The following is a 2,234-nucleotide window of genomic DNA, read 5'->3' on the forward strand; positions in this document are numbered from 1 at the left end:
GATGGAGATGATCAAGGGCGATCTCGCCGCGCTCAACATCAGGCATGACGTGTTCTTTTCGGAGCGGTCGTTGATGGCCAGCGGCAAAAACCGCGTCGCGGAGACAATCGATTTTCTGCGCGCCAAAGGCGATATCTATGAAGGCCGCCTGCTGCCGCCGAAGGGCGCGCCCGTCGACGACTACGAGGATCGCGAGCAGACGTTGTTTCGCGCCACCGCCTATGGCGACGACGTCGATCGGCCGCTGCTCAAATCCGACGGCAGCTACACCTATTTCGCTTCCGACATCGCCTATCACAAGGACAAGTTCGATCGCGGATTCCGCAATCTCGTCGACGTATGGGGCGCCGATCACGGCGGCTATATCAAGCGCGTCGAGGCGGCGATCAAGGCCGTGACGAGCGGGCAGGCGGCGCTTGACGTCAAGATCGTCCAGCTCGTCAAGCTCCTGCGCAACGGCGAGCCGGTGAAAATGTCGAAACGCTCCGGCGATTTCGTCACCTTGCGTGAGGTGGTCGACGAGGTCGGAAAAGACGCCGTGCGCTTCATGATGCTCTATCGCAAGAACGATGCGGTCCTCGATTTCGACCTCGCCAGGGTCATCGAGCAGTCGCGCGACAACCCGGTCTTCTACGTCCAGTACGGCCATGCCCGCGGGCACTCGATTTTCCGCACCGCACGTGACGAGATATTGCCCGACCTTCCTGAGGCGGAGGCGGCGCGGCTGGCCTATCTGGCGCCGGCCGCGGTGGAGCGGCTGACCGACCCGGCCGAATTGAGCCTGCTTCGGAAGCTTGCGGTCTACCCCCGGACGGTGGAGGCCGCCGCGGCCGCTCATGAGCCACACCGAATCGCGTTTTACCTGTATGATCTCGCCAGCGAATTTCACGCGCTATGGACGAGGGGGCGCGATTTGCCCTATTTACGCTTTATTATCAAAGATGATGCCGAGATGACGAGGGCCCGGCTGGCGATGGTGCAGGGCGTAGTCACGGTCTTGGCGTCCGGCTTGGGGGTTCTCGGCGTCGGCGCTCCAAACGAGATGCGCTAACTGAATTGCCGCTCGCCGGGGATGTTGTGGGTGGCAGACCGGCGGGGGCCGGTTCGTTTCTTGACAAGCGGGTTGGCGGTTTTCCCTTGAGGGGACGCATCACGACGATGGCTGATCGATACCAGAACAGATCTTTCCCTGCCGGCGGCGATTACGATCGCGATGGATCGCCCACGTCCAATGCGGACAGCGATCCGCTGGCGGAGCTGGCACGCCTGATCGGCCAGACCGATCCATTCGGCAGCCGTCCGATAAGTCGCGCCAATTTGCCGTTGCAGCCGCAGGCAAGACCGGTCGATCCCGAACCGTCTTACGATAATTATGCGGAGGCTCCCGAGCCTGACGAAGAGCCGCCGCCGGGGCCCCCGTCATGGATGCAGCGCGCTGTCAGGCAACAGGCGCCCCCGCCACCTCCGCCGCAGGATGATTATCCGGCTGCCGTGCATCCGCTGCATCGTTATGCCGCCGCGCATCCGCCGGCTGAGCCCGATTACGATTCCGAGGAGTCGTTCGCCGATTCCGGTCATGAGCCGGATCTGTCGCGTTACGACGAGGCGCTTTATGGCAGCCTCGATTCACGGGCGCAGCACGCCCAGCACGATCAGGGCTACGCCGACGATTCTTATGGCTACGAAGAAGATCAGGGCTACGAAGCGCAGCAGGAACCGCGGCGTCGCGGTGGCGGTATGATCACGGTCGGTGCCGTGCTGGCACTGGCGGTATTCGGGGTAGGCGGCGCATTCGCCTATCGCACCTATACCGGGGGTGTTCGCAGCGGCCCTCCGCCGATCATCAGGGCTGATGCGGGACCGACCAAGATCATTCCCGCGTCCGCTGATGCCGGAGCAAAGGTGCCGGATCGCATGGCGACCAGCGGCGGTGCGGAAAAGATGGTTTCCCGTGAGGAAACGCCGATCGACCCCAGCACCAGAGCCGGTCCGCGTGTGGTGTTCCCGCCGCTCACGCCAAATGGCAGCGTGCCCTTGCCGGCGGCCGTTGTGCCCGGGGGGGGGCCGCCGCCGGCGTCCAGTGCCGCAAGCGGGACTTTTTCGAATAACGAGCCGCACAGGATCAGGACGCTCTCGGTTCGTGGAGACCAGGCGGAAGCCGGTTTGCCCGCGGGGGCACCGCCGCCGCCGGCCAAGCCCGCGCCGCGCGCGGCGACGAGTTCTCGGCTGACGGC

At 64.4% G+C, this 2,234-nt stretch carries 2 protein-coding genes; both read left to right on the top strand.

The annotated features are described in order from the left end of the window. The coding region (locus WB528_RS17380; protein ID WP_423889642.1) for an arginine--tRNA ligase at positions 1 to 1,051 on the top strand (1,051 nt) is incomplete at its 5' end. Between the two features lie 107 nt (positions 1,052 to 1,158). Then, positions 1,159 to 2,234 (top strand): SPOR domain-containing protein (locus WB528_RS17385; protein ID WP_423889643.1); only part of this gene is annotated, 1,076 nt, incomplete at its 3' end.

Origin of the sequence: Bradyrhizobium sp. (genome assembly GCF_049586575.1) — a bacterium.
Classification (GTDB): Bacteria; Pseudomonadota; Alphaproteobacteria; order Rhizobiales; family Xanthobacteraceae; genus Bradyrhizobium.